General features: G+C 60.0%; 24 protein-coding genes and 2 pseudogenes. 13 read left to right on the top strand and 13 right to left on the bottom strand.

Annotated features, from left to right (window positions below):
* The 5 genes from JQ609_RS24110 to JQ609_RS24090 form a co-directional block, all read right to left on the bottom strand.
* Nucleotides 1–200: hypothetical protein (locus JQ609_RS24110; RefSeq protein WP_212208413.1), on the bottom strand; the 200-nt coding region annotated here is incomplete at its 3' end.
* A gap of 947 nt (nt 201–1,147) precedes the next feature.
* Nucleotides 1,148–1,468, bottom strand: coding sequence for a hypothetical protein (locus tag JQ609_RS24105; RefSeq protein WP_212275176.1), 321 nt, complete (start codon nt 1,466–1,468; stop codon nt 1,148–1,150).
* A 72-nt stretch (nt 1,469–1,540) separates the two neighbouring features.
* The gene (gene hspD, locus JQ609_RS24100) at nt 1,541–1,996 is read right to left on the bottom strand and encodes a small heat shock protein HspD (RefSeq protein WP_212208411.1); all 456 of its coding nucleotides are present in this window, start codon (nt 1,994–1,996) and stop codon (nt 1,541–1,543) included.
* Between the two features lie 242 nt (nt 1,997–2,238).
* Entirely contained in the window at nt 2,239–2,496 is a 258-nt protein-coding gene (locus tag JQ609_RS24095) for a hypothetical protein (protein WP_212208410.1), read from the bottom strand.
* 1,040 nt (nt 2,497–3,536) lie between these two features.
* Nucleotides 3,537–3,827, bottom strand: a complete 291-nt coding sequence (locus tag JQ609_RS24090) for a hypothetical protein (RefSeq protein ID WP_212208409.1) — start codon at nt 3,825–3,827, stop codon at nt 3,537–3,539.
* Between the two features lie 520 nt (nt 3,828–4,347).
* Here JQ609_RS24090 and JQ609_RS24085 point away from each other — a divergent pair.
* From JQ609_RS24085 to JQ609_RS24055, 7 genes and pseudogenes are all read left to right on the top strand, one after another.
* Nucleotides 4,348–4,800 carry an Hsp20 family protein gene (locus tag JQ609_RS24085; RefSeq protein WP_212208408.1) on the top strand — a complete coding sequence of 151 codons (453 nt, stop codon included), beginning with the start codon at nt 4,348–4,350 and terminating at the stop codon, nt 4,798–4,800.
* An 85-nt stretch (nt 4,801–4,885) separates the two neighbouring features.
* Entirely contained in the window at nt 4,886–5,383 is a 498-nt protein-coding gene (locus JQ609_RS24080; protein WP_212208407.1) for an Hsp20/alpha crystallin family protein, read from the top strand.
* A gap of 261 nt (nt 5,384–5,644) precedes the next feature.
* Nucleotides 5,645–6,148 (top strand): NADH dehydrogenase ubiquinone Fe-S protein 4, encoded by a 504-nt coding sequence (locus JQ609_RS24075; protein WP_249128343.1) that lies wholly within the window; start codon nt 5,645–5,647, stop codon nt 6,146–6,148.
* Nucleotides 6,149–6,266: 118 nt separating this feature from the next.
* Nucleotides 6,267–6,437 (top strand): hypothetical protein, encoded by a 171-nt coding sequence (locus JQ609_RS24070; protein WP_212275175.1) that lies wholly within the window; start codon nt 6,267–6,269, stop codon nt 6,435–6,437.
* A 190-nt stretch (nt 6,438–6,627) separates the two neighbouring features.
* A pseudogene (groES, locus tag JQ609_RS24065) lies at nt 6,628–6,955 on the top strand (co-chaperone GroES).
* A gap of 18 nt (nt 6,956–6,973) precedes the next feature.
* Nucleotides 6,974–8,247 (top strand): annotated as a pseudogene (groEL, locus tag JQ609_RS24060) (chaperonin GroEL).
* A 205-nt stretch (nt 8,248–8,452) separates the two neighbouring features.
* Nucleotides 8,453–8,773, top strand: coding sequence for a hypothetical protein (locus tag JQ609_RS24055; RefSeq protein ID WP_212208405.1), 321 nt, complete (start codon nt 8,453–8,455; stop codon nt 8,771–8,773).
* A 223-nt stretch (nt 8,774–8,996) separates the two neighbouring features.
* On the opposite strand, the gene greA is transcribed toward JQ609_RS24055, so the two are convergent.
* Nucleotides 8,997–9,470 carry a transcription elongation factor GreA gene (greA, locus tag JQ609_RS24050; protein ID WP_212208404.1) on the bottom strand — a complete coding sequence of 158 codons (474 nt, stop codon included), beginning with the start codon at nt 9,468–9,470 and terminating at the stop codon, nt 8,997–8,999.
* A 589-nt stretch (nt 9,471–10,059) separates the two neighbouring features.
* Here greA and JQ609_RS24045 point away from each other — a divergent pair.
* Nucleotides 10,060–11,469, top strand: coding sequence for a Do family serine endopeptidase (locus tag JQ609_RS24045; RefSeq protein WP_212208403.1), 1,410 nt, complete (start codon nt 10,060–10,062; stop codon nt 11,467–11,469).
* A gap of 143 nt (nt 11,470–11,612) precedes the next feature.
* Here JQ609_RS24045 and JQ609_RS24040 read toward each other — a convergent pair whose 3' ends face one another.
* Genes JQ609_RS24040 through JQ609_RS24030 form a run of 3 tightly spaced genes read right to left on the bottom strand, consistent with a single transcriptional unit; the run spans nt 11,613 to nt 14,676 of the window.
* The gene (locus JQ609_RS24040) at nt 11,613–12,569 is read right to left on the bottom strand and encodes an ABC transporter permease (protein WP_212208402.1); all 957 of its coding nucleotides are present in this window, start codon (nt 12,567–12,569) and stop codon (nt 11,613–11,615) included.
* Nucleotides 12,566–13,498, bottom strand: coding sequence for an ABC transporter ATP-binding protein (locus JQ609_RS24035; RefSeq protein WP_212208401.1), 933 nt, complete (start codon nt 13,496–13,498; stop codon nt 12,566–12,568). The genes JQ609_RS24040 and JQ609_RS24035 overlap by 4 nt, the downstream gene beginning before the upstream one ends.
* Complete coding sequence (locus tag JQ609_RS24030; protein WP_212275174.1) at nt 13,495–14,676, bottom strand: NEW3 domain-containing protein; 1,182 nt, start codon at nt 14,674–14,676, stop codon at nt 13,495–13,497. Before JQ609_RS24030 ends, JQ609_RS24035 begins: the two co-directional genes overlap by 4 nt.
* 535 nt (nt 14,677–15,211) lie before the next feature.
* Here JQ609_RS24030 and JQ609_RS24025 point away from each other — a divergent pair.
* The 3 genes from JQ609_RS24025 to JQ609_RS24015 all read left to right on the top strand — a co-directional run bounded on the left by JQ609_RS24025 (nt 15,212) and on the right by JQ609_RS24015 (nt 18,288).
* The gene (locus JQ609_RS24025) at nt 15,212–15,523 is read left to right on the top strand and encodes a hypothetical protein (RefSeq protein WP_212275173.1); all 312 of its coding nucleotides are present in this window, start codon (nt 15,212–15,214) and stop codon (nt 15,521–15,523) included.
* Nucleotides 15,524–15,862: 339 nt separating this feature from the next.
* Nucleotides 15,863–17,704, top strand: a complete 1,842-nt coding sequence (gene ftsH / locus JQ609_RS24020; protein WP_212275172.1) for an ATP-dependent zinc metalloprotease FtsH — start codon at nt 15,863–15,865, stop codon at nt 17,702–17,704.
* A 233-nt stretch (nt 17,705–17,937) separates the two neighbouring features.
* Nucleotides 17,938–18,288 (top strand): hypothetical protein, encoded by a 351-nt coding sequence (locus tag JQ609_RS24015; protein WP_212208397.1) that lies wholly within the window; start codon nt 17,938–17,940, stop codon nt 18,286–18,288.
* A 117-nt stretch (nt 18,289–18,405) separates the two neighbouring features.
* Here JQ609_RS24015 and JQ609_RS24010 read toward each other — a convergent pair whose 3' ends face one another.
* A complete protein-coding gene (locus tag JQ609_RS24010) occupies nt 18,406–19,587 on the bottom strand; it encodes an MFS transporter (protein ID WP_212275171.1) in 1,182 nt (393 codons plus the stop codon).
* 538 nt (nt 19,588–20,125) lie between these two features.
* Between JQ609_RS24010 and JQ609_RS24005 the strand changes: the two genes are divergently transcribed.
* Nucleotides 20,126–21,220, top strand: coding sequence for a sensor histidine kinase (locus JQ609_RS24005; protein ID WP_212208395.1), 1,095 nt, complete (start codon nt 20,126–20,128; stop codon nt 21,218–21,220).
* A gap of 191 nt (nt 21,221–21,411) precedes the next feature.
* Here the strand turns inward: JQ609_RS24005 and JQ609_RS24000 are convergent, their stop codons facing one another.
* The 3 genes from JQ609_RS24000 to JQ609_RS23990 form a co-directional block, all read right to left on the bottom strand.
* Nucleotides 21,412–22,041 carry a MarC family protein gene (locus tag JQ609_RS24000; RefSeq protein WP_212208394.1) on the bottom strand — a complete coding sequence of 210 codons (630 nt, stop codon included), beginning with the start codon at nt 22,039–22,041 and terminating at the stop codon, nt 21,412–21,414.
* Between the two features lie 95 nt (nt 22,042–22,136).
* Nucleotides 22,137–22,499, bottom strand: a complete 363-nt coding sequence (locus tag JQ609_RS23995; RefSeq protein WP_212208393.1) for an SPW repeat protein — start codon at nt 22,497–22,499, stop codon at nt 22,137–22,139.
* 131 nt (nt 22,500–22,630) lie between these two features.
* On the bottom strand, nt 22,631–23,116 hold the full coding sequence (locus JQ609_RS23990; RefSeq protein WP_212208392.1) for an Hsp20/alpha crystallin family protein: 486 nt from the start codon (nt 23,114–23,116) through the stop codon (nt 22,631–22,633).
* A gap of 650 nt (nt 23,117–23,766) precedes the next feature.
* Here JQ609_RS23990 and rpoH point away from each other — a divergent pair.
* A complete protein-coding gene (gene rpoH, locus JQ609_RS23985; RefSeq protein WP_212275170.1) occupies nt 23,767–24,672 on the top strand; it encodes an RNA polymerase sigma factor RpoH in 906 nt (301 codons plus the stop codon).
* The last annotated feature ends 10 nt before the right edge of the window (nt 24,673–24,682 follow it).

Below are 24,682 nucleotides of genomic sequence, written 5' to 3'. Positions count from 1 at the left end.
CCCATTTGGCCCGGTCGTGGCAAGGGCGAACTCCCCATGAAGGTCACGCGGATTTCTTCCGGCTGCACCTCTTCCGTGCCGGGGGTCCAGTTGGCAGCGCTCTTCAGCCACGGCATCGGTGCGATGCCGTCGAGGTGAGGAGCAAGTGCAGACGCGTCGCCTGCTGAAAGCGAAGCCAGAATGGCATTGGACTGAAGCATCGAGCATGCTCCCTTGGCTGCAGGCGGGAGCTCTCGAACTCTCAGTTGCCGACGCCCGTCAATTGTGGTCGACAATGGGTATCTTTTAACACCGATTTGATGGCGGTTACGTACGCTGGGTGACTTAGTGTAGGGCCTTATCTCAATAACTGATCAGCTCCATCCTTCCGCTGTGGTCTGGGCGCCGGCTTCTTGGCGGCTGTATCCTTGGGCTTCTTGTCCTCGAGCGACATCAGCATTTCCTTCTGGCCAGGCGACGCCTTGCACAAGCCATCTCGGCCTGCGGCAGCGATGCATGGGAAGCCGTCAAGGCGCTGATCGTGGCGAACTGCTTTCAAGTCGCTGATCGAGGATTCGGGATTCGGCTTCTGCCGGCGACGCACGCGGCCGGTTCGACGTCCAGCGCGATCGAAAGGACTGGTACGACTGAGAGATATCCGGCGTCACCTACTTACGTCGCCTTACCTTCGTGGCCGCCGACGACGGCATCGTCGCCGGCGAAGCGGTGGAGGGCTTCAATCCGAACACCGCTGTGACACGGCGTCGTGGGCCATCGCCTTCAGCCTCAGCAGAGATCCCACGATGAGCGACTTCGGGGACGCCACCGTGATCTGCAAGTTCGGCGACATGCCGAATGATCTGCGCGCTGAGCTTTCGTGGAACGAGATCGCAAAGGATGCCGGGCCAAAATCAGCGGAGCACAATTGCCGGGGGCGGACAACCTGGCGGTCCGCGCAACTGACGCAAATTGGGGGAGCCGCCCCGCACCGCCGGATTTCTAGGCTCGCTCACCGGCGATCCGTCGATCTCTGCACGTGGCGCGCCTGCATGGATCTCCTTCGGTCGATGTTCCGGGCCTTCGCGGCCTGTTGCAGTCGGCTCGTCCAGCGATGCTCTATACAATCAATCACGTGCCTGGGTAGGCGAATATCTTCCATGGGTTCTCCTCAGGCCGCCAGCACCCGCGACGTGGAGAAGCGGCGGTTCGGCTTGCCGCCGGGCGGATTGCGAGGGCCGCCATCCAGTTCGCATAGCGCCTCCAAGATAGCATCGATGCTGACAGGCCCTTTCAGTCCCTCGGGCGCACGTAGCGCGGGACAGGAAGCGATTGCCGAAGCGTCGGAAGCCCAGGAAGCTAGGATCGCCCGCTTCTCGGCCAGCGTAAGCGACGGGTGAGTCACCACGTCCTTGGGATGCTCGAAGACCGTGCCAGGATGCAAGAGCGCTTGGAAGTCGAAGACGTTGTCGGTAGCGGTCGTCGGCCGCATGTTGTCCTCCATTGAAAAGACGAGTTGGCGGCGGCCCGAGACAACGAAGCCGGGCCGCCGCAGGACGCTCGCTCAGGCCGCCTTTGAGTCGAGCTGGTGAACGTTGGCCTGCGCGGAACCGTTGATGGCGATCCGCCGCGGCTTCATGGCCTCGGGTATCTCGCGGACCAGTTCGATCTTGAGGAGACCGTTATCGAACGACGCGTTCTTGACCTGGACGTAATCGGCCAGGTTGAACTGGCGTTTGAAGTGGCGGGTCGAAATACCCCTGTACAGGAATTGACGTTCGGCCTTTTCGGGTTTGTTGCCTTCGATCGTCACGACGTTCTGCTCGGCGGTGATCGAGATTTCGTCGGGCGAGAAGCCGGCCACCGCGAGCGATATCTGATAGCTGTCCTCGCTGAGCCGTTCGATGTTGTAGGGCGGATAATTGTCCTCGGTCGCCCGCTGGGCGGATTCCGCGAGGTCGAACAGGCGGTCAAAGCCGATGGTCGAACGCCAAAGGGGAGAGAAGTCGTAAGTGCGCATGGCCAGATCCTCCAAAGAGCAAAATGGTTACAAGCGGCACCGGACACGACCGGTGGCCGTATCTGCTTTTCCGGGCCCTAAGGCGCCCGGACCACCCTGCGGTGGCGATTGGAGAATTATGAAAACCGGATTTGGTTTCAAGGGTCGGTAAAAAAAATTGGCGCTAGGAGGGAAACTGATTCGGAGGGACCACCTCTCTTCGCTGCACTGCCAAAGATAAAGGGGGCGAAGCCCCCAGAAGGTTACCACCGGCGCCAGCCGCGATGGTGCCAACCCCAATGTCGATGACCGAAGCGTGGCACGGGGTAGAAGCCGTAGGAGCGATAGTAGTTCGGCCGCCACCAGCAGCGGCCCCACGGGTTGCAGACCCAGCGCACTTGCTCGACTTTCGAGATGTGGTTGGCATGCGGCAACCCGTTCGGCATGGCCGATGCCGATTGCGGCGCCAATCCAATAGCGGCGAGCGAGAGTAAGCCAACAAGAGCAGATTTTGGTTTCATGTGTCCCTCCTTTTTTGGGACCCAAAAAACCGAAATCGGCGGTGGGAGTTGCGAAATATCTAACATTTAATTTTGATGAACAATTGTTAAAGCTGCGCCCTTGTAGCTCCTCCGCTTTGACTATCGCAACCACGCTCAAGCCATAACGAACGTATTCAAGCGACCAGTCTCCAGAGAATGCACTGCATTACGGACGGCCTTGGTGACGACAGCAACAATAGGGAACGAATTTTTACGAGCGACGTTTGATGAGGCGGAGCCATCGCCCGCCGTTCACAACGGCGCCTGTCGCGGATAGCCAAAGGTCTTTCGACCCGCTGTTATTCTCAACTAGCGCTCGCGCGGATAGCCAAAGGCGATGGCTCCATCCTGAGCGAGCCAAATTCGAAGGCGATGGACGACCTACACGATCTGGTGCTGTGCGGTCGCCGCCGTGATGCTGGTAGCGGGCGAGATCTATCTGGTAACGCGGCCGTATCCTTCGGAAATAAACTCAGAGCCTCGCCCCGTCGTCACCTCCTCGGCTGAACAGCACTCGTAGAAACGCAGCGCGATTCGATCGGGTCGTGCTCCGTCCCCCTTGCGGGGCTGATGTTGTTGCTTTGCAGTGGGCGGCAATCTTGTACCCTCGTTACTTCACGCTTCTCTGCGGAGCGGATTTGAGCACCCCTTCGATCCTGCTTGAAGCGCCACCTCACCAGCCGGTGCAAATGTCGGGTATGACTCGACGGTCTTGCCGCGAGCGTCTTGAGGCCGAAGCAATCGGTCGGGAGTTGTTACGGACGCCTTGGGCGGATCTTTGGCCCGGACTGTCGATCGAGCGTCCCCGTCCTGCTTGGCCTGCGCCACAGTCGCCGCCACAACAAAGATGAGAATTGCAACTAGTTGTCGCATTTCACGGCTCCGTTGTTCGTTTCTTCCTTTCTTTGGAAAGCCGGCGAGCCGACTTCTTCTCCGCGCGATCGTGATCGACACGATAACGCTTGTCAAAAACGCTATTCAAAACCCAATGCCCGTCGGGCGTTGGGCTCCGGGCCGGGTTACCAGTCGGCCACTACATAAGACGGCGGCATTGGCGGTCCCACCAGGCGCGTCGACACATAGCCTGGGCGGCTCACCACGATGGTGCGTTCACGCACGACGGGTGGCGCGACGACGGCCGGTCGTACGACGTATCTGGGCGCCATCACGACCTGGTAGGGCTCGACGATAGGAAGGGGCTCCGCATAAGTTTCGAGATAGCTCTGCGCGGATGCGCTGCTTATGCCGATCCCCAGCGAGCCGACGAGCGCTAGGCCAAGCCGGGAGAGCATGGACGAGCTGAAGTTCATCTCACACCTCCGTTGGTTTGTTGGGATTGGCTCAGAAACCGCAATCGGCCTCACCAGTTCCTTCGTTCGGCTTTTTTAGCAATTGGGCATGCTTCCAGTTGGAGCGCCCCGACGAACGGTGAACTGAAGGCTCGATCTCCCTGCCAGCGCCGACGGTCTCAAGCCGATCGGACAGTCGCTGGCAGGTTGTCCGTTTGCGCTCATCGCGGCGAACATCATGGTGGGTAGGGCCGTCTGAGCATGACGGCAGCAGTACGATCAGAATGACGATAGCCGCGCGGCAGCTGGCGCAAGAAGCCACTCCAAGTCCGCAGCTAGTCCAGCATCAAGACCGGCCAACGGCGTCGTTCCGCCGCACCGATCGGCGAGCGGATATTCTCCCTCTTGAAACCAATTCACAGCTTCCTAGTTTTTTAGTAGCCACCCAAGGTGGCGCCGGATGCCAAAGCAGGGTCCGGCAAAGGCCATCGGGGCATCCCGGTGATGCTCCTACCCATGTTGCTCAAAGGAGGATGTGGTGATGAGAACGTATGATCTGCCAACACTTAGGCGCTCGACTGTCGGGTTTGAGCACCTCTTGAACCTGGTGAATGACGCGACCGTCGGCGACGACAACTACCCGCCGTTCGATGTCCTGCGCACCGGGGAAAACCAGTACCGGATCTCGCTGGCACTGCCCGGCTTCACGCCGCAAGAGATCGCCATTACCGCGGAGCAATCCGCGCTCACGGTCGAAGGCGGCAAGGCCGAGAAAGAAGACGGCGACTACCTGCACCAGGGAATCAGCATGCGGCCGTTTTGCCGCGTCTTCAATCTGTCCGAGCACATGAAGGTGAAGGACGCGACGTTCGACAATGGCCTGCTCAGCATCCTTTTGGTGCGGGAGGTGCCGGAGGCGATGAAGCCGCGGCGCATCGCGATCGTCGGCACAGGTAACGATAACCAGAAAACCGAAAATACGCAGGCGGCGTGAACGGGGACTGTCGAGCGGCGACCGGCGCGGCAAAGCCGCGCGCCGGAGAGCTGCGACAGATCGAAACCATGAAAGGAGTACAAAAATGGCGTTACGTGATCTCGTTCCGTGGAAAGACGGCTCACGCAATGTGAGCGTCCATGGCAATGAAACAGGCAATCCGTTTCTTGCGCTGCACCGTGAAATGAACCGTATGTTCGACGAGGCATTCCGCAGCTTCGACATCGGTTCATTCGGCTCACCTGCGATGATGGGTTGGCCGAGCGTCGAACTCAACGAGACGGAGAAGGAAGTGAAGGTTGTCGCCGAACTTCCCGGTCTCGATCAGAACGACGTGGCGATCGAACTCACGGACGGTATGCTGACCATCAGCGGCGAGAAGAAGAGCGAAACGGAAGACAAGGAGCGTCGCTTCAGCGAACGTTACTACGGACGTTTCGAGCGACGCATCCCCGTCGACGACGTCGACCAGGACAAGGTTGCCGCGTCGTTCAAGGACGGGGTCCTCACCGTGACGCTGCCGAAGCTCCCTTCGGCGCAACGGAAGGTGAAAAGGATCGCAATCAACGGAAATAAACAATAAACAGTAGGATGAAGGTGGGCGGGTTCGCCCCGCCCGCCTGATCCTGACGGAGGCCTTCGATGAACGTCTCGCCTTTATCGGCCCGTTCGGACTTTACGGCCCGTCAAGGCGTCCCGGGTCAGTCGACGCGGTCGGTATTTCCAGCGGATGCGCAGGCCACGATCTACAAGCCTGCCCGCTCACCGATGACTTCGGGCCGGGCCCGCGCCCAGCAATGGAAGCTGTTTCGAGCGCCGCTCTGCTCCCTACATCGAGCCGCTGATGGGCTGGACCGGCGACGACGACACCCTTGCTCAGATCGAACTTTCGTTTCCGTCCGCCGAGTCGGCCATCGCATATGCTCGCCGCCAAGGCCTGCAATTTACCGTGCAAGGCCTGCAGGGGCCGACGCCGCGACTGGTTTCGGACAATCCGAGCGCCGAGAGCCGAACCGCGAGCCAGCAGCGCCGCCGCAGGCTGGAAGGGATTGAGCGAACGCTTGGACCGGAGGTGTTCCGCCGCGGGTCCGGGCCTGAAATTGTTCCCGCCGCAAGTTACACAGATCCGCAACAGGTGCTGCTAGACAGCAATCTGCCGCGGACGCGAAAGGAAGATGTCCTGCGGCGCTGGGCTCTTGATGCTTACCAGATTGAGGTGGAGCATTCGAAGGGCAGGTCGCTGACGAGGCCTTCCCATCTCAAGGAGGTGATCGACGCGTTGCTCGATCTAGAGGAGCCACAGATAACGGCAAGGTCCTTCCAGCACGTCGACAGGAAGGCGAGTTGATTTTCGATCGCTGGCCGGCCTAGGGCAATGCACTTCGCCTACCTGCTCGAAGAGGTGGCGCGATCATGGATGTTGAACGATAGTCAGAGTTGACGCTTTCCTCAGGGCGGGGCCCACCATGCCAAAGGAAACCAAATTCTTGCGAAAGCAGGCCGACAAGGCCGAGCGGCGGGCGAGAGCGACCGCTGATGCAGAAGTCTCGGAAAACCTTTTGAACTTGGCAAGGGCCTATCGCACTCAAGCGGACGTGCTGAAAGCCAAGCGGAAGCAGGAAAAGAAGCGGCGTTGACCAGATGACGTTTGTTGCTGAGCCGAACTGAATCCCTTGGGTCCTGAATCGCTGAACAAGACGGCCAAAGTGACAACAATTTTTCGACGACCTCTTGCACGCTTGTTTCTTGCTTCCTAGGTCGTTTTCGCCGGGGCCGAACGCCGGACCCGCTTTTTTGGACATCGCCGAACTGACATGGAGGATGCGCATGCATTTCCGCCCAATGCACGACCGCGTGCTCGTGCGCCGCATCGATGCCGAGGAAAAGACCGCCGGCGGCATCATCATTCCTGACACAGCAAAGGAAAAGCCGCAGGAAGGCGAGATCATCGCGGCGGGTCCCGGGGGCAGAAGCGAGCAAGGCCAGCTGATCCCGATCGACGTCGAACCGGGAGACCGGGTCTTGTTCGGCAAGTGGTCGGGCACCGAAGTGAAGATCGACGGTCTGGACTATTTGATCATGAAGGAGAGCGATCTTCTGGGCGGTCGACAAAACCGGCTGCCTGAGTACAATTCGCGAAGCTGTCTGTCATTGAGAGAGAGGAGCAACGAACATGGCCGCCAAGGAGGTAAAGTTCTCAACCGATGCCCGTGATCGGGTGCTGCGGGGAGTGGATACGCTGGCGGATGCGGTCAAGGTCACCCTCGGTCCGAAGGGGCGAAACGTCGTGATCGAGAAATCGTTCGGTGCGCCGCGCATCACCAAGGATGGCGTGACCGTCGCCAAGGAGATCGAACTGGAGGACAAATTCGAGAACATGGGCGCACAGATGGTGCGCGAAGTCGCCTCCAAGACGAGCGACCTTGCTGGCGACGGGACCACCACCGCGACCGTGCTGGCCCAGGCCGTCGTCAAGGAAGGAGCGAAATCTGTCGCCGCCGGCATGAACCCGATGGATCTCAAGCGCGGCATCGATCTTGCCGTCGAAGCCATCGTCAATGATTTGAGGGCCCACGCCAAGAAGGTCACCACCAACGAGGAGATCGCCCAGATCGCGACCATCTCGGCCAACGGCGATATCGAGATCGGCCGCTTTCTTGCCGACGCCATGCAGAGGGTCGGCAACGACGGCGTTATCACTGTAGAGGAAGCCAAGAGCCTGGATACCGAGCTCGAGGTGGTCGAAGGCATGCAGTTCGACCGCGGCTATGTGTCGCCCTACTTCGTCACCAATGCCGAGAAGATGCGGGTCGAGTTCGAAGATCCTACATCCTGATCCATGAGAAGAAGCTGTCGACCCTGCAGTCCATGCTGCCGCTGCTCGAAGCCGTCGTTCAGTCCGGCAAGCCGCTGCTCGTGGTTGCCGAGGACGTCGAAGGCGAAGCGCTCGCGACCCTCGTCGTCAACCGGCTGCGCGGCGGGTTGAAGGTCGCGGCGGTGAAGGCACCGGGCTTCGGGGATCGCCGCAAGGCCATGCTGGAGGACATCGCAATCCTGACCGGTGGCCAGCCGATCTCCCTGCTGCGTGCCATGAGGGCTCCTGACGGCATCAAGATCTCGAATGCCGACCAGAGGGCCGGAGTCGATATCGTGCGCCGCGCCATTCAGGTGCCGGCGCGACAGATCGTGCAGAATGCGGGTGAAGACGGCTCGCTGGTAGTCGGTAAGCTGCTTGAGAGCTCCAGCTACAACTGGGGCTTCAATGCCACCACCGGCGAATATCAGGACCTTACCAAGGCAGGCGTGATCGATCCAGCCAAGGTCGTTCGCACCGCGTTGCAGGATGCGGCTTCCGTGGCCGCGCTGCTCATCACCACAGAGGCGCTCGTTGCAGAGAAGCCGAAGAAGTCCGAGCCGGCGCCCGCCACGCCGCCGATGGACTTCTGAGCAAGTTTTGGCCGGCAGCTGCCGGCCGCGCCCCGGCAACGACCAACCAAAGAAGAAAGGAACGCAAAGCACAAGGAGACCCAGATGAGCACAGACATGCAATCTCGATCGCGCACGGGCGGGGCGACCGTAATGCATTGGCTCATGTTCGCCCTCAGCCTTCTCACGATCGCATGGATCAGTTTTTCAACGATAGGAGGATGAGATGATCAGGACTCACATACTCGGCTCCGCCGGTGCGGAGACGTTTGGACGCTGCATCCGAAAAATGGTGGTCGCTTTGGCGACGGTGCTTCTGCCATTCGGCGCCTGGGGCATGGACGGTTCGCCGAAGCTGCCCATTGACGGTGCCGGCAATCTGCTGCCGCTTCCACCTATTCCCTATCTGGATTCGATGCGCTGGATGAACTGGAAGCCGAGCGCGCCGATTTTCAAGGCCGATACTATTCTGTTGCCCGACAGTGCTCGGCCCGGCTTCTTCCGCATGCCGACGGAATACGAGCGCGGCGTCCCGAGGGTGAGCTAAAACGAAGCGGATCAAAACAGCTCATCCTCGATCCGGCAGCCGCAGCCTGGTCTCGGCGCGAATCCGCGCTGTGCCGCGGTGTTGGCGGAGGCCGTCCTGCAATGGATGAGGTTAGGGCACGCGCCTGACAGACTAAGACAATTCTCCGATGCGCCTTGCGTGCCGAATGCCTGAATGGCCCGCAGGCGTCGGCGTTAAGAAGACCTATGCCCGGGCCCCGCCCTCAGCACCATTCCACGTTGTCGATCCTGTAAGTCTTAAAACCGCTGGGCGTCTGGACCTCCACGGACGCATTTTTGGTCTGTCCAATTAAAGCGCGGGCAAGCGGCGAAAAAACTGAAATCTTGCCCTTTTTTGCATCGGCTTCGGGCTCACCGACAATTTGCCATCGCCGCTTTTTGCGAGTTTCTTCGTCGATAAGTGTCACAGTTGCACCGAATTTGACGGTGTCGCCGGAGAGCTCCGAGACGGCGATTATTTCGGCCCGAGCAAGCTTATCCTGGAGTTCCGCAATGCGAGCCTCATTGATTTCTTGCTGAGATTTAGCGGCTTGATAAGCCGCATTCTCGGGCAGATTTGGTTCGTCCGCGATAGCTTCCCTGATGCGTTCCGCAATGTACGGTCGCTCCCGATGGCATTGCCCTAGCTCTTCTTTAAGAGCTGCGAAGCCTTCACGTGTCATGGGCAGTTTGTTCATTGGCCGTCCATACCTTGAATATCTCTTCTTGCCCGGCCCATCCTAAGCAACGCATGCGGCTGCCGGATGCAATCAACTCCGATGACCGGGTCTTAAACAAGAGCGACCCCAGCCAATACGCCACGCTGCCAAGGCCGCTCACCGGCGGCGCGGGCTTGGAGGTTCACGGCCGACGGCTCGGAATCGATTCCTGCCGAATGAGATGGTTCCTATGCTGAACAAGTTACCGTTGAAATAGCCCCCCGCCCGAAACGGCAAAAGCTAGACATTGCCCAAGCATCTATCCCAACTGGCTGAAGATGCGGAAGCCGAGCGGCGATATGGCCCGCGCAACCTGCGAGCAAAGGTACAGATACCGCCGTCAGGCGAACGGTGCGGCCTGACTTCCCTTTGTCGGAGGCAGGAAACGCACCGCTGCCCCTATCGTCCTTAAAGCAGCTCACCTGAAGAGCATCCCCTCCATTCGGTCAAAACGCCGCGGCGCTTCCAACAACGCAACTGCTCGCGCAGAGCGACGTTACCCGTAGAGCAAAGCTCCGCCGAGTTTTCGAGCGGGGCGGATCGAATCTGCTCAGAAAGGAAACGCCACATGACCCGCCATCTGAGAACGCAGTTATTGGGTACCCTAGTTGCGAGCGCTCTTGCCGTGAGCGCGCTCGCGTCGGTGAAGACACCGGTCTTTGCCCAGCCGGCCCCGGTTCCAACCGACTTTACTGCGGTTGTGCGAAATAAGATGCCCGCCGTCGTCGCGATTCTCACGAAGCAGATGATAGAAAACGAGGCGCGCGGGCTGCCGGACGACCTGCCGTTCGGTGACCTATTTCGGCGTCGCTTCGGCGAACCTCGTACGCAGGCGCGGACGGCGCTAGGCTCGGGGTTCATTGTCAGTGCCGAGGGTCACATCGTGACTAACAACCACGTGGTGGATAAAGCCAGCGAGATCCATGTCCGTTTCACAGACAAGACCGATGTCCCGGCGAAGCTAATCGGTCGGGATCCGTCCACCGATATTGCAGTGCTCAAGATCGAGCCGCGTCCCGGTATCGCCGTCGCAACCTGGGGCGATTCCGACAAAATGGAGCCCGGGGCGTGGACCATCGCGATCGGCAGCCCCTTCGGCCTCGGCGGCACGGTCACTGTCGGGGTGCTGTCGGCGCGGGCACGCGACATCCAAGCCGGCTCATATGACGATTTTCTGCAGACCGACGCCTCGATCAACCAAGGCAACTCGGGGGGCCCGCTGTTCAACGCCGCGGGCGAGGTGATCGGCGTCAATACGGCGATCTTTTCGCCGGTTGGTGTCAACGTAGGCATCGGATTTGCGGTGCCGTCGCGGACCGCGCAGGCGGTCGCGGATCAGCTCATCCGGACGGGTAAGGTCGAGCGGGGCTACGTCGGCATTCGCCTGCAGGAATTGACGACCGGGATCGCCCAAGCGCTGGGCCGGCCCGATACCAAGGGGGCACTTGTTGCCGCGGTGGAGGCAGGCAGCCCCGCGGACGACGCCGGGATCAAGATCGGCGACGTGATCACTCACATTGGAAATCAGACCATTGAGGGACCGCGCGCTCTTTCTCGGGCCGTCGGAGAAATGAAGCCCGGGACGCAGACCCCGCTTACGGTGGTCCGAAACGGTAAGACGCAGGAGATCACGCTCGCTATTGGGCAGCGCCAACAGGATCTCTCGGCTCGGACGGGCGCCTGGGAAAACTCTGACAAGGACGGCAAACGGCTTGGATTAAGTCTCGGACCGATGTCGGATGCCGCGCGGCGGCGCCTTGGCGTCGATTCGGGGTTGGTGGTCGGCGATGTCGAACCCGGCACACCAGCGGCCGAGAGCGGGATCCGACCCGGTGACGTGATCGTGACGGCCAATAATCGCTCCGTCGCTCAGCCCCCGGACCTGGCCGAAGAATGGGCAAAGGCGCGCAAGGAGAACAGACCCCTTTTGGTGCGCATTAATCGCGATGGCCAGTCGCTCTTTTTCGCAATCTCCTGAACGAAGGAGCTATCGCGTGTATCCTTTCTAGAACCCCCAGGGATGATTCCACGTGGCTTGTCGGACCTGCAGCCAGGGCTGAAAACGCCCTTACAACGCTGAAAGCCGGCTCCGCCAAACGGCAACAGCGTTCGACATGACACTCAGGCGCGCACCTCCTGCCGTTGAAAGGCGACATAGGCGAGCGTGAACAACAGGATCATCGCGGCGACCAGAGCCGAAAGCTGCGGCCAGATGATCAGCGCGCTTTCCATCGTCGGCAAAGGCGCTCCGTACAATGCGCCCTGAAGCTGCGACATGAAAAATGGTCCAACTGAACGCGCTGCGGGGTCAAGCAATATGGCGGTGATTTCAGCATAGAGTGTTTGCGGCGAAAGCCGCGCGATTGATTGCTGAGCTTCAAATTGCGCAAGCACTGTAGAAGGATCGAGCGGATCCATTGGCGCGATGACGCCGGCAAGCAAGGGTGCGATCATTCCCCAAAAGACCGTGAGAATCAGCCACACTGATAACGCGGCGAGCGCCGACGTTGCCGGTGATCGAATGACAGCCGAAAATGCGATGGCGAGCGCAAGCCAAACGCCCGCGCAGGCAAGGGTCGCTGCGAGGTAGGCCAGACTGCGAACGACGTCGGCTGCCGTTGGTGGCAGTCCGAGAAACAGAATACCGAGCCCGGTCATTAGCAGCCACAGCGTAAGCAGCGCGATGGCGATGACAAGAAGTGCTCCGATAAACTTTCCGAATAGTACTGCGTCGCGATAGATCGGCTGTGCCAGCAGCCGGCTCATGGTGCGGCGGTTGTATTCGCCGTTGATCGCATCGAAGCCAAGCGCGATGGCTACCAGCGGTAGCAGGAAGCCGAGAAACGCGGCAAATGAAGGCAAGGGCTCGCGCGCCACCGTGAAAAGCTTCAGGAACAGATACGCGTCCTCGGCCGTGGTATCCTTGATGCGGCCGATCGCGCCATAGACCGCCCCGATCGCTGTCAACAGGACGAGGCCCATGATCAGGTGCAAGCGCGCGCTGGTCAAGTGATCGGCCGCCTCCTTGAGCGCAATGACGCCGACGCCGCGGAACGGAGAGCCCTCACGCACGATCATTGGTGAACCTCCCGGAAATACCGGCCATAGGCTTCATCGAGCCTAGCCCGACGCAGGTCGAGGTTGCGGAGCGCACCGCCTGCGGCGACGATCCGCTGCGCGAGCTGCGGCCGAACATCGCGCACGGCCTCGCATTGCCAATGCCCGTTCACCGCCATGACGTTCTTGACACCTTCGACGGTGGTAGCGAGCGCGGAAAGATCGATTCCCTCCGCCTCGACATCGATGACATATGTGCCACCGCCGATCTTGGCGGCCAGTTGCTCGATCGTTCCGAAGAAGCCAATCCTGCCCTTGTTGAAAAGCGCGATCCGGTGGCAGACGGTCTGAACAACATCGAGCATATGCGATGACAGCAGAATCGTCATCCCGCCGCGGCTGAGCTTCTGGATCAGGTCGAGCAGTTCCCGGGTCGATTGCGGATCCAGCCCAGAGGTCGGCTCGTCCAGGATGGCGATCCGGCATTGACGCATCAGCAGTTCGGAAATGCCGAGCCTCTGCCGCATGCCGCGCGAGTATGTGGCGACCGGACGGTCGGCAACCTCGAGCAGGTGAACGGCGGCGAGAACGCTGTTGATGCGCTCGCCCACGACCCCGCGCGGGATAGCGGCAAGCCGAGCCATATACGTAAGGTTCTCGCGGCCCGTCATAGTCTCATAGAAGCCGACGGAATCCGGCAGATATCCGACCTCGCGCTTCACCTCGAGGGGCCGCCGCAACGGGTCCTTGCCGAGGATCTGGACGCTCCCCCGCGTGGATTCGGTCAGTCCCAGCAACATCAGAATCGTCGTCGTCTTGCCGGCGCCGTTCGGGCCAAGTAGACCGATCACCTCACCGGCGCGGACTTGCAGGTCGATGCCGTCCACGGCGACATGCGGACCATATTGCTTGGCAAGACCTTTCGCCTCGATAACGAATTCCTCGCTCATCGCCGTCCATACCGCATCACGGCGCCGCCGAGGACCAGCACGGCAGCGGCAATGACACCGAGCCCGGCAACGCCCCAAATGGTTGAGGTTCGCACTGTCGTTCGAAATTGCACCGATTCGGACAGCCCGCCGCCGCCGCTGCGCAGCGTGACCATATAGTCCCCGGCAACCGCCCGCTCGGAAGGCTTGATTTTTACATTCACTTCTCGCGTCTGGTTCGGCGCGATGCTCGCGATCTGCTTCGGCTCGAAGGTGACGCTCCAGCCTGACGGCGGCGAAGCGGACATCTCGATATCGGTCGCAGGCGCCGACCCTCCATTGACAAGCGTGAAGGGGAAGCTCGATTCCTGTCCCGCGACGGCATCGCCGGAGAGGCGCTCCTGCGGACCGACCATTCGCAATTGCGGTTCACCGGTGACTTCCAGGCTCAATGTGGTCTCGGCGGATTTGTCACCGCCCGACAGACGTATCGCGATCGGATAACGGCCGGCAGCCGCGGCGCGTGAAGGCACGACGTCGAGCGTAATGTTTTCGGAACTGCCGGGGCTAATCGGCAGCCCGGTAATTTCCTCCGCGCCGTAACCTCGCTTGAATTTTGCCTGAAAGCCCTCGGGCGTTCGCGCCGACAGGTTAAACAGCGACTGATCGGAGCCGCCGTTAGTGGCCTTGATCCGGAAGCTGAAGGTCGAACGAGGCGTCCCGCGCAGGGCCGGCAGCTCAGGTTCCAGCGTGAGCTTGCCGGAAGCCGCTTCCGAAAGCCTGACGCTCAGAGGCAATGAGATCGTCTGTCCGTCCTGCCTGGCGTTGACCTTGAGCGCGAAAGTGCCGCCGGAGATGCCGACGGGTGGCTTCAGTTCGAGCGTAAGACGCTCGGTCTCGTCGGGGCCCACCATCACCGCCGAGACTTGTCTCCCACCGCCCTTGAATGCCGCTTCCCAGCCCTCCGGGACGCCCTCGAGGCCTAGCCCGAACCGTTGCGGGGGCTGGTGCGCGTTTCGGACGGAGATCTGGATTGATCCGGCCTCGCCCGGCTTCAGCGAGAATTCGGGATGCGGGGTCGTGATCCAAAGGCCGGTAAGGGGTGGGGAAGTTTCCGCGGCCAGAGAGGCAGCCGGACCGATCAAAGTCGCCAGTACGACGAACAGAAGAAAGCGCGCGCCGCGCGTGAACGATCTCATGGTATCCTCATTTTGTCCTTCGGGGTGCAAACCGATCCGCATCTTATCGGGCACCGCGCGGCTCTCTCCTTTCTTCCGCAGACCGCGTTAGCTACGCTTCATGCACGCTCCGTATGCAGAGCATCGGGCGAAATGCGTTGCACCCGGCAATTCGAATCCGCGATGTCATTGGCGGCCCCGACTTGAAGTCGCCGGACGAGAAACGACTTAGGGCGAACGTTGTTTTCGTCAAGACAGGCTGCGCGAACTTTTTGTCGCATCTCGAACAGACGCGTCGCTCATCGCCCTCTCGGGTCAACCCACGGCAGGGGCTTTTATCTCTGTCGCACAGGACCTCAACGTCACGCAGACCGGCACTCACCTCGTCGGCAGCCTGTCCAGGACTTCTTACGGCCATTTCTTAACCCCGCGTCCTCCGCCGGGGACTCATTCCCGGACCCCTGCACTGGCCACCGATAACAAAGGCCCCTTTTGCTTTGAAGGAACCATTCTAGCCCCCGTCTTTTGAATCGCTTTTAGTTGCGTGGAGTGGGTAATGCGTGAGTCACCCTCGATTGTCCCCGTCATAGACCAGGACGTCTATCTCGTGCTCGACGACTTCGGCCCAATGGGGTGTGCTTGGCGAGAGACAAACCTCGAAGACACTAGCCTTGAAGCTGTCATCGAGGATTTGTTGGAAGGCCAATACAGCAATCCGGTCCGCATCATTCGCTTTAATCTCGCGGAGGGCTGGGTACGTGACGTTTCCGAGGAAATAGCGAATAAACTGAGCCAGCGCTGCGCCGATCGCGGCGGCGAACTGCCCTATTCGCTGCATCAGTTCGTCGAGCAAGCCGCACGGCGGTGAGCAACCTTAGTGCAACGCGTGAAGAGTATTGGCGCCCGACCCAAGCCCGACGGCTACCACCCTGCCCGCATCGCAGCGGACTGGGCGCGCCGACCCGGAAGCACCGGGCAGGAAAAGCGGGGACCTGCTAGTTGCGCGCCCTCATCGCTCAGGGTGTTTGAAACCTATTCGCATGCTCCTAGTTCATATGCTGTCGCGCGGATGGCTGGATCCTAACGAACGGATCGGGCCGACCGTTGCGCTGCCGGCACGCTGAGATTTTCAAACGAGATGTGAACATGAGAATTATGATCCATGCAGCCCGTGCGGAGTTCGATCGCATCAACAGCGGTTCGCAGCATGAAGAATAATACCCGTTTCAATGTCGGCTACGCGATCGCGGCGGTCGCTGCGATCCTTCTCATACAGTACATCGTTTCGGCAGCCAGCCAGGTCGCCATCATCCCTTACAGCGAATATCAGCAATTGCTGAAGCAGGGAAAGGTTGCGACGGTCGGGATATCCGATCGCATATTGCAGGGCACGCTGAAAGAGCCTTTGCCCAGCGGACAAAAGCAGTTCGCTACTACGCGCGTGGACCATGGGATCGCAGAGGAGCTCGAGAAAGCCGGCGTCATCTTCACCGGTCAGATCGAGAGCACCTTTATGCGCGACCTGTTGTCATGGGTCATGCCGGTGCTGCTGTTCTTCGGCCTGTGGTGGTATATCGGCAAGCGCGCCGCGGAGGGCGGAGGCTTTGGCGGCGGGCTGATGGCCATTGGCAAGAGCAAGGCGAAGATCTATGTCGAATCCAATACCGGCGTAACGTTCGCTGATGTTGCCGGCGTTGACGAGGCCAAGGACGAACTGCGCGAAATCGTCGATTTTCTCAAGAATCCGGCAGGGTATGGCCGGCTCGGTGGCCGGATGCCCAAGGGTGTGCTGCTGGTCGGACCGCCCGGCACCGGCAAGACGCTGTTGGCGAAGGCTATCGCCGGGGAGGCGAAGGTCCCGTTCTTCTCGATCTCCGGCTCGGAATTCGTCGAGATGTTCATCGGCGTCGGAGCGGCCCGAGTCCGCGATCTCTTTCAGCAGGCGCACCAGAAGGCTCCCGCCATCATCTTCATCGATGAGCTGGATGCCCTCGGCCGCGCCCGCGGCATCGGGGCGTTCGCCGGCGGCCATGACGAAAAGGAGCAGACCCTGAACCAGCTCCTGGTCGAACTCGACGGCTTCGACTCACGCTCAGGCCTCGTCATACTCGCCGCCACCAACCGCCCCGAGATCCTCGATCCGGCACTGCTGCGCGCAGGCCGCTTCGACCGCCAGGTGCTGGTGGACCGTCCGGACCGGAAGGGCCGCACCGAAATTCTCAAGGTGCACATGAAAAAGGTGCAGCTCGCGCCCGGCTTCGACGCCGAAGCCGTAGCGGCGATGACGCCCGGCTTCACTGGCGCCGACCTCGCCAATCTCGTCAATGAAGCCGCGCTACTGGCAACCCGCCGCGGGGCCGATGCGGTCGCGATGACCGATTTCAACAACGCAGTCGAGCGCATGGTCGCTGGGCTGGAAAAGCGCAACCGGTTGCTCAATCCCAAGGAACGCGAAATCGTGGCCTATCACGAAATGGGCCACGCCCTGATCGCGCTTTCATTGCCAGGCGTCGACCCCGTGCACAAGGTATCGATTATTCCAAGGGGGGTCGGAGCGCTCGGCTATACCATCCAGCGCCCGATCGAGGATCGCTTCCTGATGACCAAGGAAGAGTTGGAGAACAAGATGGCGGTCCTGTTGGGTGGCCGCGCAGCGGAACTGATCGTCTTCGAGCATCTATCGACAGGGGCGGCCGACGACCTTCGCCGCGTCACCGACATAGCCCGCAGTATGGTCACCCGCTACGGCATGTCGGAAAAGCTCGGCAGCATCGCCTACGACCGGGAGCCAGGCAATTTCCTCGCCGGCCCTGACCGGCCATATCCTGCGCGCGAACGCGAATACGCCGAAGAGACCGCCGCTGCGGTAGATCATGAGGTCCGCGCCATCATTGATCGGGTATTTCAGCGTGCGCAGAGCCTCTTGAAGGCGCGCCGCGCGATATTGGACCGGGCGGCCCGGACCCTATTGGAAAAGGAAACGTTCGAGCAGAGCGACCTCGATGCGCTGGTGCGGGAAACGCCCAAGGAGGGGCTACGGGCTGTCTAGGAGGTGGCCGCGCCGCAATCTCGCGGGAGTTTCTCTAACGAGAAATCAACCCGTCATTTGGCGGCTCCGCGCAGTCAGCCACGAGGTCGGCAGACAAATTCTCGGCTTCCTGTTGAAACCAGATCGCGATTTGCTCTTTCTTCATTTGCCAAAGGCGGTCCGGGCGCGTTGGTCGGAACTGGCCCCAGTGATAACCGCGATAAGGGTCGAGCGTGCATATTTGGAAAGGATCGATGTGCACCACGTTTCAGCGGACCTTACTGGCCGCGATCATCGCTCTGACGATTGGATTATCTTTGCGCTCGAACGCGGAAGGCACTCGAGTTCGCATCAATATTTTCGGCTTGGGCGCCGAGCGCTGCGATATCCTTCAGTCAGCTCAGGACCGTAAACGAGAAATCACTCTGTGGATTGAGGGATTTTCGAGCGGGTTGAACTATGTGGCGGCGGCGAGCGACCAGAAACAATCTACCGCAGATACGGATACGATGATGGCCGAGGTGGAAAGGGCTTGCCGCCGAAAACCATCTCAAATTTTGGCGACGGCCGCTTGGACCGCCTTTCTGACGCTAAACGAAAGGTAAGAGCTGGAGAATTTTTTAACGAACACCTTTCCTCTGCGCCCAACACGTGACATTCGACCGCCAGCTCAGCGTGCCCTGGTCACCTGCGAACTGCCCATTTGGCCGCCTCCCCCCGGATCAAGCCGCGTCGGTTGACCGGTCCCGGATATCAGAGAAGCCAAACCACGCGCACGGGAGAGCGACGCCGCAAAGAAGGGCCATCGGAAAGAAGGCCGTGGCGCCAAACCTGGCATAGAGAATCCCTGACAACAAAGTCAGTCCGGCAGTCGCCAAAGCTGAGCCAAAGGCATAAAGGGCTTGGGCCGTTCCGGCCGTCCCGCTTGGAACTAGTGAGGCCATCATACGCATGCATGCAAGATGAAGCAGGGCGAAGGTCAATCCGTGTAGCGGCTGTAGAATTGAGAGCACTAGAACGGAGGTGCTCACGCCCTCGATGGACCACCGTATGATTCCAGCCGCGGCGGCCAGAGCAGCCGCTCCACGCGCGCCGAACCGATCGAGCAAGGCCGGACCAACTAGAAAAAACACGATGACTTCTGCCGCTACCGCGTCCGACCACAGGACGCTTATGATCGAGGTATCGATGCCAGCAGCACTCCACCTGATCACAGCAAATGCGTCGTGCATTGCGTGGCTCCCGTAGACCAGAGCTGAAACTAAAACCAGGAACCGAAACCTCGGGATCTTAAGAAGCCCACGCAGATCGGCGAGGACGGGTGGTCCGTCATGAGGTGCCGGCTGAATAGTAACGCGGGGCAGCAGTGCTGTTGCCCCGGCTGCCGCCGCCAGAAGGGCCACATTCATCCAGATGATCGGGGTAAGATCGTGGTGGCTTACTAACTGTCCGATGACCAGCGTTCCCAATACGAATGCCGCCGACCCAGAGCCACGTATCCAGCCATATTCAAAGGGCTTTCCTGCGATCTCAGGCTTTGCGGCGTTAACTGATAACGCGTCGGCAATCGACGTCGTGGGGGTAAGTGCTGCAGCTTGAACTAGAGCAATAAGGAACAGTAACCAAAAGGTATTTGCCAACAAGAATGCGGCGGCTGTAGCAGCTGCCAGCGCAGCGCAGGTTGCAAGCAGAAGGCGTAATGATCCCAAAAGATCGGCCAGAATTCCTACCAACGGGCCAGCGGCAAGGCGCACTAAGATTGCAGCCCCTAGTATCAGACCGATTTGCTGAGGAGTTAGAGCTCGCGTTTCGAAAAATTTTGGCCAAAAGGGCGACGCCACGCCAAACGCAGCGTAGAGCGTGACGTAAAGAACAATGTACGCGATCGGTCTACTGATGCGCACGGCGGCTACCCAAAAGGGCCTCGTTCGTGGATGCGACACGAGCAAGAGATTGCATACTACATCAGATCTGCACAATTTGCGCGGACGCACCTCTGCGGGAGTCCACCGGGGAGCCCTGCCTTAGGAACTGTGGCGATAGCTGGAGTAGGATTTTCGGCTTCAGCGATCCCCAGAGCCGGCGCGCGGTTGCATCTGAGGATTGAAACGACGCTCGCTCTTTCTAATTTAAGTGTATGCGCAAAACGCCTTGAGGCAGGCGCCAGAAGTGACTTTGGCAGCGGGCCAATCCATTGATATCCGCGCGGCGCCTCGACGTCCCTCCGCTGCCTCTGTCGGCAAGGGTCCGCGCGACAAGGTGCCGCTGGTTGGCACGGCAACGCTCCCCTCTCATCCCGCGCAAGCGGTTCATTCCCGTGGCTAACGGTCAGGAGATTCGCCGTTGGAACCTGCAGCGGGCCATAAGACTTTATCCGATTTACGGGAGCTGCGAAAAGTGCCCCATTCGGAAGCGCATAAGCTTCGGAGACAAGTCTCCACATTGTCCGAGTTCGGCAAGCAAGCTTTGCGCAGCGATGACATAGACGGCCTTTTACAAGAGGCAACCAGGCTGGTCTCTGATGCCATCGATGTTGAGCTAGTGAAAGTGCTGGAGCTCGTCCCAGGCGGCGAGAATTTGCTGGTACGCGCCGGGGTCAACTGGAACCCCGGCGTGGTAGGGCACGCCGAAATACCCGCGCATGAGGGCTCGCCGGCCGGATATGCCCTGCACACGAACCAGCCGGTGATCACAGAAGATACCGAACGGGAGGATCGGTTCGAAATTCCCGAGCTCCTGATCGAGCATCGCGTCAGGAGCACCGTCAATGTTGTTATTCGTGGTGAGGGCGGCCCATTTGGTGTGCTTGAGGTTGACTCGCGGCAGCTCCGGAAATTCGAGCAAGACGATATCGATTTTCTTCAGAACTACGCCAATCTATTGGCTTCCGCTATCGACCGAGTGAGGATCCAGCGAGAATTGGCGGAGCGAGCACTCAGGCAGGAAATGCTCGGTCACGAGCTTCAGCATCGCATCAACAACATGCTGGCGACCATCCAAGCCATCGCCCGGAGGACGCGCGCCAAGAGCCAGAACCTTGACGAGTTTGCAAAAGCTTTTGAGGACAGATTGGCTACGATTGCGCGCACTCATGCTTTATTAAGCCGGACCAATACGAGCACGATCGATATCCGCGAGCTTCTCTCGCAGGAGCTCTCGGTGCACGGCGCTATCGAAGGCGAGAACCTTAGTCAATGCGGCCCGGCAATTTCGATTCCTGCAAAACAGGCCGAGGTGTTGTCGATGGCAATACACGAGCTTGCCACAAACGCCGTTAAGCACGGCGCGCTGTCCACGGAGAACGGTCATATTGAGATATCGTGGGACGCTCATGATCGCGGCCATGAAAATGAGTTCCAACTCCGTTGGCGCGAGCGCGCGAGCCCAATCGCACACCAGCCGGCCCGGCGGGGCTTCGGTTCGGAGTTTCTTGAGAAATCGATACCGCATATGTTGCACGGGCAATTCGAGCGAACGTTCGGTTCCGATGGAATAGAATGCACCGTCTCATTTTTGTTGGACCAGAGCGATAAATGAGCAGAGCGCATTCATCCATACGGTGGGGCCGCCAGCTCCGTGGCGACGCGCCTCACAATTCAGGCGCCGTATAAAGACGGCCGGCGGCCAGTCTCCTGCGATAAAGCTATCGACAATAACTATTCTCGCTTGGTCGCTGATCCGCCGGCACCACACCGAGCAACGGACCAAGCCTTGGTTTTTCCAAGCACCTATACAAGCCGAGCGCCTCGGATACCATCGAATATGAATTGAACCGCAAGGGTAGCCAGAATAACGCCGGCAAGTCTCGCCAACACATTGGAGCCGGTAGCCTTCAGTACCCGGTGCAAGACGTCGGTGAAGATCATCCCAAAGTACGTTAGCAAAAGGCAAAGCAGCATAGCCGCCAATACTATCACTGAGCCGACCGGATCACCGGCGGCTTGCCCCATAAGTAGCACGACCGCCGTGAGGCCGGCCGGTCCGGCGATGACCGGGAACGCCAGGGGGAAAATCGCGATGTCGCCTGGCTCCAATGCCTCGCGCCGTTCAAGTGCAGTGAGCGAGGACAGGCCCGAAGGATGGGCGAAGATCATCTGGATGGCCTGCAACAACAGCAAGATGCCACCTGCAACTCGAAAGGCATCCAGGGAAACCCGCAGTGCTTCCAACAGCCGGTTGCCGAAGAGCGCAAAACCCAACAGGACTATTCCGGCGATCAGCACGGCCTGCCATGCTAACCGAAACCGTTCAGGCCGGTGAACACCTGCCGTCAGGCCACCAAACACGATCGCCGTATCGATCGGTCCGATCGCTACGAATAAAGTTGCAAAGGCGGTGATCGTAAAATCCGAGAGCATGACGGGCGTCTCGCGCGATCTTTGCGAGGAGAAAGAGATCGCAGCTTTCCAGCGGCAAAGGACAAGGGAGGCCGGCAGAGCCTCCCTTGCCAGCATCAAGCCGTCACGCGGGGGTCGCTCTGGTGCATATACCAGAGCCGCAAAGCCGCAACAGCCGCCACCAGGATTCCGGCGGTGACGTGGAGCGGCGTGACGTTTGCGTTAGGCGAGAAATGCATCACCCACGGTGACACCGCGACCCAAACACCGGCGGCGAGAGTTAACCACTCCGGCCACTCCGCAAACACTGCCAGGGCTGCTACAGCAAGCGCGGCGATCACGATGCCACTTAGCCAGGCGTTCCAGTTCATCGGGCTTTCAGCGGAGAACCCCACGGCCCAAGGGGAAAAGAACAGGCCCAGGCCGATCACAAGATTTGCCACATCAGCGATCATATCTTTTTTCCAGACGGTGTTCATGGCTCAACTCCTTACATAGCTCCTTTCACTCTCAATCCGAGATCAGCCGAAACCCGTGATCGGTCCGGCTGGGTTGGTCGAAGACAAACCGCCGGTGCGGACGAGCGCGCGAGCACCCGCCGGCTCCGCGGTTACTTGCCGTTGATGGCAATCCGTTTCACCTTCTGCTGTTCGCTCGGCAACTTCGCCAACGTTACGGTGAGAACGCCATCCTTGAACGACGCTGCGACCTTGTCCGGATCGACGTCATCGATCGGGATGGAGCGCTCAAAGCGCCCGTAGTAGCGCTCGCTGAAGCGACGCTCCTTGTCCTCGGTCTCGCTCTTCTTCTCACCGCTGATGGTCAATAGACCGTCCCTCAGTTCGACATTGACGTCCTTCTCCTGGAGACCGGGAAGTTCGGCGACGACCTTGACTTCCTTTTCGGTCTCGTTGAGTTCGACGCTTGGCCAACCCATCGCCTGCGAACTGAACGGAGCGATGTCGAACGAGCGGAACGCATCGTCGAAAAGCCGATTCATCTCACGGTGAAGTGCGAGGAACGGATTGGGCTCGTTGCGATGCAGACTGAGATCACGAGACCCATTGTTCCACGGTATGAGATCGCGTAGTGCCATATTGTCCTCCGTTCAGATTTATTACCCGCGCGGGGCACGCCCGCGCACAGGTGGCCGACCGCCTTGAACGGAAACCCGTTAGGCCGCCTGCTTCTGCTCGATTTGCTGGTTTCGTGCCGGCGACTTCGATCGCAATACGACGCGGCTTCATCGCCTCCGGCACTTCCCGAACCAGTGCGACACCAAGAGAACTAGAGGCATTCGGCTTGGTTTCAAGATCCCAGTCGGCGCGCGTATTGCAATTTTCGACACCGGCAAAGCGATCAGGATTGCGGCCTGAACCGTCCCCACAGTGGAGTGACCGACATTTCGGAAACCCATAACTCGATCAAGCGCGGGATCCCCCGGGCGTTCGGACCCCCGCTGCCGCTTTCCTTATTCCGCGGTCGGAGGCCTCCCACAGCCCGTCCTCCTTCGCACGGGATGCGGTAGCTTGCGACCAGCCACGCCATGCCATGCCGCGCCAGCCCAGCGCACGCCACACAACCGGTCCCGCCGCAAGTCGCCACGTCATTCAAATCTTGAAGGAACTTTTCGGGCGCCACGACATTTTTTGGACGCCGGCGGCATGAGACGCTTGGGCGCCCTTTCTGGGCCCAAGTGCATGCCCGGCAGCTCGAACCCCACTTTGCTCTGAGGAGGAATTGGAAATGAGCACCCTCTCAATCGTATCAAATCTGCCTCCGCTTCACTCGGAAGGCGGACTCCCCCGCTACCTCGCCGCCATTCGCAAGTTTCCGCTGCTGGATCCGGCCGACGAGGCGATGTACGCGCGCCGTTGGCGAGAGGACGGCGATCGCGAAGCAGCCTATCGCCTGGTGACCAGTCACCTTCGGCTGGCCGCGAAGCTCGCCCTTCGATATCGCGGCTATGGCCTTCCCGTCGCCGACCTTATCTCGGAGGCAAATGTCGGCCTGATGCTGGCGGTCAAGCGGTTCAAACCCGAAAAAGGCGTTCGGCTTGCCACCTATGCGATGTGGTGGATCAAGGCGACCCTTCATGAGTACGTTCTGAAATCCTGGTCCTTAGTGAAAATCGGCACCACGGCGGCCCAGAAGAAGTTGTTTTTCAAGCTCCGGAAACTCAAGAGCCAGATTTCGGCAGGCGAGGAAGCCGACCTGTCGCCGGACCAAGTTGGTTACATCGCCGAACAGCTGCAGGTCCTTCCCCGCGAGGTCGTCGAGATGAATGGCAGGATCCGAGGCGACATTTCGCTCAACTTGCCGCTGACCCAGCAGGATGGCGCCGAGCAAATGCAAGACTGCCTTGTTGATCCGTCGCCAGACCCCGAAACCCTGTTATCCGAAAGGAACGATCGCGAACAGGTCCAGTCCGCACTAGAAGAGGCACTGGCCGCCCTGTCTTCCCGCGAGCGTTACATCATCGAAGGACGCTTTTTGGCGGAACGCCCAAAGACATTGGATGAACTCCGCCCGACCTTCGGCGTGTCGCGCGAACGGATCCGCCAGATCGAAGTTCGTGCGCTGCAAAAGATCAGAAGCGCACTGAGCGCCCGGCTCGATAGGACGCTCCTGCCGAATGGTGAACCGCAATGACGGAGAGACG

Source organism: Bradyrhizobium sp. AUGA SZCCT0169 (assembly GCF_018130085.1).
Taxonomy (GTDB): Bacteria; Pseudomonadota; Alphaproteobacteria; order Rhizobiales; family Xanthobacteraceae; genus Bradyrhizobium.
The sequence above is the reverse complement of the archived record's forward strand: the minus strand, read 5'-3'. Positions and strand labels throughout refer to the sequence as shown.

What these genes read in the sequence shown, in the direction of transcription:
- JQ609_RS24105 (WP_212275176.1), bottom strand. Translation starts at nt 1,468, where the DNA reads ATGCGGCCGACGACCGCTACCGACAACGTCTTCGACTTCCAAGCGCTC.
- hspD (WP_212208411.1), bottom strand. Translation starts at nt 1,996, where the DNA reads ATGCGCACTTACGACTTCTCTCCCCTTTGGCGTTCGACCATCGGCTTT.
- JQ609_RS24095 (WP_212208410.1), bottom strand. Translation starts at nt 2,496, where the DNA reads ATGAAACCAAAATCTGCTCTTGTTGGCTTACTCTCGCTCGCCGCTATT.
- JQ609_RS24090 (WP_212208409.1), bottom strand. Translation starts at nt 3,827, where the DNA reads ATGAACTTCAGCTCGTCCATGCTCTCCCGGCTTGGCCTAGCGCTCGTC.
- JQ609_RS24085 (WP_212208408.1), top strand. Translation starts at nt 4,348, where the DNA reads ATGAGAACGTATGATCTGCCAACACTTAGGCGCTCGACTGTCGGGTTT.
- JQ609_RS24080 (WP_212208407.1), top strand. Translation starts at nt 4,886, where the DNA reads ATGGCGTTACGTGATCTCGTTCCGTGGAAAGACGGCTCACGCAATGTG.
- JQ609_RS24075 (WP_249128343.1), top strand. Translation starts at nt 5,645, where the DNA reads ATGGGCTGGACCGGCGACGACGACACCCTTGCTCAGATCGAACTTTCG.
- JQ609_RS24070 (WP_212275175.1), top strand. Translation starts at nt 6,267, where the DNA reads ATGCCAAAGGAAACCAAATTCTTGCGAAAGCAGGCCGACAAGGCCGAG.
- JQ609_RS24055 (WP_212208405.1), top strand. Translation starts at nt 8,453, where the DNA reads ATGATCAGGACTCACATACTCGGCTCCGCCGGTGCGGAGACGTTTGGA.
- greA (WP_212208404.1), bottom strand. Translation starts at nt 9,470, where the DNA reads ATGAACAAACTGCCCATGACACGTGAAGGCTTCGCAGCTCTTAAAGAA.
- JQ609_RS24045 (WP_212208403.1), top strand. Translation starts at nt 10,060, where the DNA reads ATGACCCGCCATCTGAGAACGCAGTTATTGGGTACCCTAGTTGCGAGC.
- JQ609_RS24040 (WP_212208402.1), bottom strand. Translation starts at nt 12,569, where the DNA reads ATGATCGTGCGTGAGGGCTCTCCGTTCCGCGGCGTCGGCGTCATTGCG.
- JQ609_RS24035 (WP_212208401.1), bottom strand. Translation starts at nt 13,498, where the DNA reads ATGAGCGAGGAATTCGTTATCGAGGCGAAAGGTCTTGCCAAGCAATAT.
- JQ609_RS24030 (WP_212275174.1), bottom strand. Translation starts at nt 14,676, where the DNA reads ATGAGATCGTTCACGCGCGGCGCGCGCTTTCTTCTGTTCGTCGTACTG.
- JQ609_RS24025 (WP_212275173.1), top strand. Translation starts at nt 15,212, where the DNA reads ATGCGTGAGTCACCCTCGATTGTCCCCGTCATAGACCAGGACGTCTAT.
- ftsH (WP_212275172.1), top strand. Translation starts at nt 15,863, where the DNA reads ATGAAGAATAATACCCGTTTCAATGTCGGCTACGCGATCGCGGCGGTC.
- JQ609_RS24015 (WP_212208397.1), top strand. Translation starts at nt 17,938, where the DNA reads ATGTGCACCACGTTTCAGCGGACCTTACTGGCCGCGATCATCGCTCTG.
- JQ609_RS24000 (WP_212208394.1), bottom strand. Translation starts at nt 22,041, where the DNA reads ATGCTCTCGGATTTTACGATCACCGCCTTTGCAACTTTATTCGTAGCG.
- JQ609_RS23995 (WP_212208393.1), bottom strand. Translation starts at nt 22,499, where the DNA reads ATGAACACCGTCTGGAAAAAAGATATGATCGCTGATGTGGCAAATCTT.
- JQ609_RS23990 (WP_212208392.1), bottom strand. Translation starts at nt 23,116, where the DNA reads ATGGCACTACGCGATCTCATACCGTGGAACAATGGGTCTCGTGATCTC.
- rpoH (WP_212275170.1), top strand. Translation starts at nt 23,767, where the DNA reads ATGAGCACCCTCTCAATCGTATCAAATCTGCCTCCGCTTCACTCGGAA.